Source organism: Stenotrophomonas sp. 3diitr2024 (assembly GCF_042136455.1).
GTDB lineage: Bacteria > Pseudomonadota > Gammaproteobacteria > Xanthomonadales > Xanthomonadaceae > Stenotrophomonas > Stenotrophomonas sepilia.
The window spans coordinates 1-4,575 of record NZ_JBHHMJ010000800.1 but is presented as its reverse complement, the minus strand read 5'-3'; the positions used below and the strand labels follow the sequence as shown (position 1 = coordinate 4,575).

Annotated in this window: 2 protein-coding genes; both read right to left on the bottom strand. The window is 63.9% G+C overall.

Annotated features, from left to right (window positions below):
* Positions 1–91 precede the first annotated feature (91 nt).
* On the bottom strand, positions 92–1,687 hold the full coding sequence (locus ABGA94_RS21370) for an alkaline phosphatase (RefSeq protein WP_134955197.1): 1,596 nt from the start codon (positions 1,685–1,687) through the stop codon (positions 92–94).
* A gap of 10 nt (positions 1,688–1,697) precedes the next feature.
* Positions 1,698–4,575, bottom strand: a 2,878-nt coding sequence (locus tag ABGA94_RS21365; protein ID WP_375368058.1) for a TonB-dependent receptor, incomplete at its 5' end; no start/stop codon positions are given.

Sequence of the window (4,575 nt, the reverse complement as noted above, 5' to 3'; positions counted from 1 at the left end):
GAGCCCACGCTCGGCTGCTTCTCGCCCTGGTCGCATTGCCCCGACAAAGCAGCCGAGCATGGGCTCGGCTCTACGCGGCAGATCGGCAGATTCAGGCCTCCTGCAGCCCCGGCCGGCCGTGCTCCACCGCATAGCGTTTCCAGCTCTGCAGCACGCCATTCGGCTGCATCACGGTATCCAGCGTCTTCATGTCGCCGATCCACGCATCGCGGGTGACATCACACAGCACGTAGCCACGCTTGTCGGTGGTCGCCCTCAGATAGGGGCTGTGCGCTAATTGGTTTCTGGCATACGCATCCACACCCTGACCATCGGCGCCAGAGGTGATCGACGTGGCGAGGAACTCGCTGGAGATCACGCCCGAGTCACGGTGGTCCTGCACCAGATCGCTGGCATAGTGGCGATGCGCGTCGCCGCAGGCGGTCACCACGTTGCCGAAGCCCACCTTCTGGATGTGCTCGAGCAGGCGCCGGCGGCTGTCCAGGTAGCCCGACCACTGGTCATCGGACGACTGCACTACCCCGTCCTTCTCGCGCATGTAGTTGCCCAGCGCCACTTGGTGGGCGATGGTATGCCAGCGCGGCGCGGCATCGGACAGGCCATCGAACAGCCAGCGCTCCTGCTTCGCCCCCACAATGCTGCGCTCCGGCGATTCCACCTCCTCGCGCAGCGTCATGTTCACCTGCTTGCTGCGGTACTGGCGGGTATCGAGCAGGTGCAGGTCCATCAGCGTGCCGTAGCGTGCGCGCCGGTACATCTGCATGTGGCCGTCGCGCGGGAACGCCGAACGGCGCAGCGGCATGTTCTCGTAGTAGGCCTGGAACGCCTGCGCGCGCCGCAGCAGGAACACTTCGCTGGGCGTATCGTCCTGGTCTTCGGCGCCGGCCCAGTTGTTGTCCACTTCGTGGTCATCGAAGGTGACGAACCAGGGAGCCGATGCATGAGCGGCCTGCAGGTCGGCATCGCTCTTGTACTGGGCGTAGCGGCGGCGGTAATCATCCAGCGTATAGATCTGCGGGCCGACGTGGTTGCGCAGGTTGGTGAACGGCTGGCCGTTCATCTTCCGCAGGCCCGGCTGGCTTTCGCCTTCGTAGATGTAATCGCCGTAGTGGAAGACGAAGTCGAGCGGTTCCTCGGCGATGCGCCGCCACGCGGTGTAGTGGCCTTCTTCGTAGTGCTGGCAACCTGCCACCGCAAAGCGCACGCGATCCACCGCCGCCGTGGCTGCCGGCAGCGTGCGCGTACAACCCACTGCGCTGGCGTGGCCGCCTACGGTGAAGCGATACCAGTACGGTCGGCCCGGTGCCAACCCTTCCAGCTCCACGTGGACGGCATGGCCCAGTTCGGGATGGGCCATTGCCGAGCCCTGGCGTACCACCCTGCGCATGCCTTCGTCTGCTGCCAGCTGCCACTCGACCACCATCGGCCGGGCCGGCATGCCACCACCGAACACCAGTGGCTCGGTCGCCAGCCGTGTCCACAGCACCATGCCATCGGCCGAGGGATCACCCGAGGCCACGCCCAGGGTGAAGGGCGTGCTGGCAAAGCGTGGCGACGCCAGCAGGTTGCGTGGGTTCAGTGCAGTGGCGTCGGTCTGCGCGGCCAGTGCGCGCGCCGTGCCCATCCAGGCCCCTGCGGCCGACAGGCCGGCCAAGGCCAGGAATCGCCTGCGATTGATCGTCTCCACGGATGACCCCTCAGTTGTAGATGATGTGGAAATAGAAGAAGCGGCCGTAGTCGTCGATCTCGGTTCGGAAACGCCCGTTCGGACCGGTGCTGTAGGTTGGCTGCGTGTTGAACAGGTTCTTGGCCTCGTACTTCAGCGTTACGTGCTTGCCGACCTTGTGGCTGAAAGCCATGTTGAACGTCATGTATGGGTCGTAGTACGAATCCAGCCATTCGGTGTCACCGAAGTCGACCAGCATCCGGCTGCGGTAGGTTCCGGACAGGCGCAGTTGCGAGCTCTTCCACGGCATGCGCCAGATCACCGACCCATTGAGCGACCAGTCCGGCTGGTACAGCAGGCGGTCCAGGCGCCGCTCGGTGCCATCGGTGATGCGGTAGTTGGTCTGGCCTTCCAGACGCGTCGCGTTGAAGTACATGTCGAAGCGCTGGCGGCCCCACTGCAGATTGCGATTGGCCACCGCGAACTCAACGCCACGCAGCTTCGACTCGTCGGTGTTCATCGGCTGGGTGACCCGGTAGCGGGTGTCCCCCACGTTCTCGAACGTGGTCAGGGTGTAGATATCGTCCTTGATCACCTTGTCGAACAGCGCCACCGAGACCAGGCCATTGTTGCCGTTGAAATACAGGTCCCACGCCAGGTCGACGTTGGTGGAACGGCGCGGCTGCAGGTTGGCATTGCCCTGCTTGATGGTGCAGAAGCCCCTGCCCTCCTCGTCATCGCCACAGCTGGTGCTGGTGGCCTGGGCGATGTTGCTCGGCGTCGGCCGGCCCAGCGTACGGCTGGCGGAGAAGCGCAGGCGCTGGTCCTCGCTCAGCTTGAACGTCGCATTCAACGAAGGCAGCAGGTTGTTGTAGCCACCGCTCGTGTTGCGGAAGGCGGAGGTATACGTACTGCCGCCATCATCGCTGAACGGGCTGTAGGCATCGAAGCGGGTGTGGTCGTAACGCAGGCCGCCGATCAGCAGCAGCCGGTCCCAGGCGTAGTGAGCGGACACATAGGCATTGGTGATGTCCTCCACGTACTTGTAGTCGCTGGTGAAGTTGGCATTCGGATACGCCGCATTGTTGTTGCCCAGCTTCGGCAGCAGTTCCTCGTTCCACTTGCGGTTGTCGATCAGCGGGAAGCCCGGCACGCTGCCCAGCAGCGTCGAACCCGGATACAGGTAATCGTTGAGCGTGGCACTGCTCCTGAAGTAGTCGAAGTCGATGTCCTGCCAGATCTTCAGGTGGCGGTACTCGGCACCGGTGGCCAGGCCGAAGCCACGCGCATCGGCGTCGATGTTGTAGCTGAAGTCCGCGCGCAGGTTGTCGATGCTCTCCTTGGCATCGCGCGGGGAGACATAGGCCTGCGCCGGATTGAGTTTGAACGCGGAGCTGGTCAACAGGCTGGAATCAGAAACCGCTACCGCGTTTGGGAACCCGTGACTGTCATTCTCGTAGTCGACGAACAGATTGCTTGGATAGGCGCGCACACCCCAGTAGACCTGGTTGTTGTGGAAGGTCTCTTCGGTGTGGCCACCACGCAGGGTCAGGCGCGAACGGTCGCCGACGTCCCAGTTGAAGCTGGCGATGGCGCCACGGTTGCTGCGGTCCCAGCGGTCGTGGCGGTTCTTGATGTAGATGCTGTTGATCTGCGTGGTGCCGCTGTCCTCGGTCTGGTTGCGGATCGGAAACTTGGCGTTGCCGTACAGATCCGTCTTGTTCATCGTTGAGTTCTCGTAGAACCGGTACGAGTACAGCAGCAGCGATGCGTAGAACGGATCATCCGAGGGCTTCCACTCAAGCTTGGCGGAGCCACCGAAGTTGGTGATGAAGTTGGTATAGGTGCCGGTGCTGAAGTTGCCAGGCGCACGCAGGCCGTTCCAGCCCTTGGCCTCGTCCGGCCCCGTGGTGCCGTCGGTGAGGTATTTTCCAGCGTCGTTGTAGTAGTAGTTCGACTCCACCCAGCGCTTGACGCTGTTGCGTGAACGCTGCTCATAGCGTGCCACCGCAACGATGCCGAACTCCTGGTCGGCGCCGAACTGGTTGGAGAACACCATCTTGGCGCTCTTGCCGAAATGGCCCAGGGTCTCGTGGTTGCCGCCAGCGCTGCGCTCGACGTTGGTCTCGGCTGTGGAATAGATGCCTGCCACGTCGGCAAACACGTACCTGCCCGACCGGTCGAAGGCACTGCGGCTGATGATGTCGATCACACCGCCGATCGCATCCGGTGCCTGCTCCGCGCTGAAGCTCTTGTAGATGTCGGTACGGGTGCCGATGTCGCTGGGAATCAGCTGCAGGTTGTTCATGCGCTCCCCGGAGCCACTGCCACCCACGCTGGCAATCGCGATGCCATCGATGGTGGTGTAGTTGAGGTTGGCCTGCACGCCGCGTACCGTCACGTAACGTGGCTCACCAGCATCCTCCACCGCACTCAGGCCTGGAGCGGCCATCAGGCTCTCGGCCAGGGTCTCGTCGCCGTAGCTGTCCATCTCGTCGTAGACCACCGAATCCTTGATCACCGGCGACGACTTCTTCTGGTCGATCACCTCGTGCGCGGCAATCACCTTCACCGTGTCCAGGGTCGGCGCCACCACCGCTCCGGCCTCGCGCGGCATCGGCGCGGCTGGCTTCGGCGCGTTGCGTGCGGGTGCCGGATCGATGGCGATGACATTGCCATCCACCACGGTGTAGCCCAGGCCGGTACCCGCCAGCAGTGCGTCCAACGCCTGCTTGACGGTGGCGCCACGTGGCACAGCCCCGGCCATGTGGGCTTCACCGCTACCCGAGTACAGGAACTGCACGCCGGAACTGCGCGACAACTGCTCAAGTGCACGGGCCAGCGGTTGCGCCGCGATCGGCGCCGACACGCGGGCTTCAAGGCCATCGGCAGCGGCCGCGGCCGCGGCC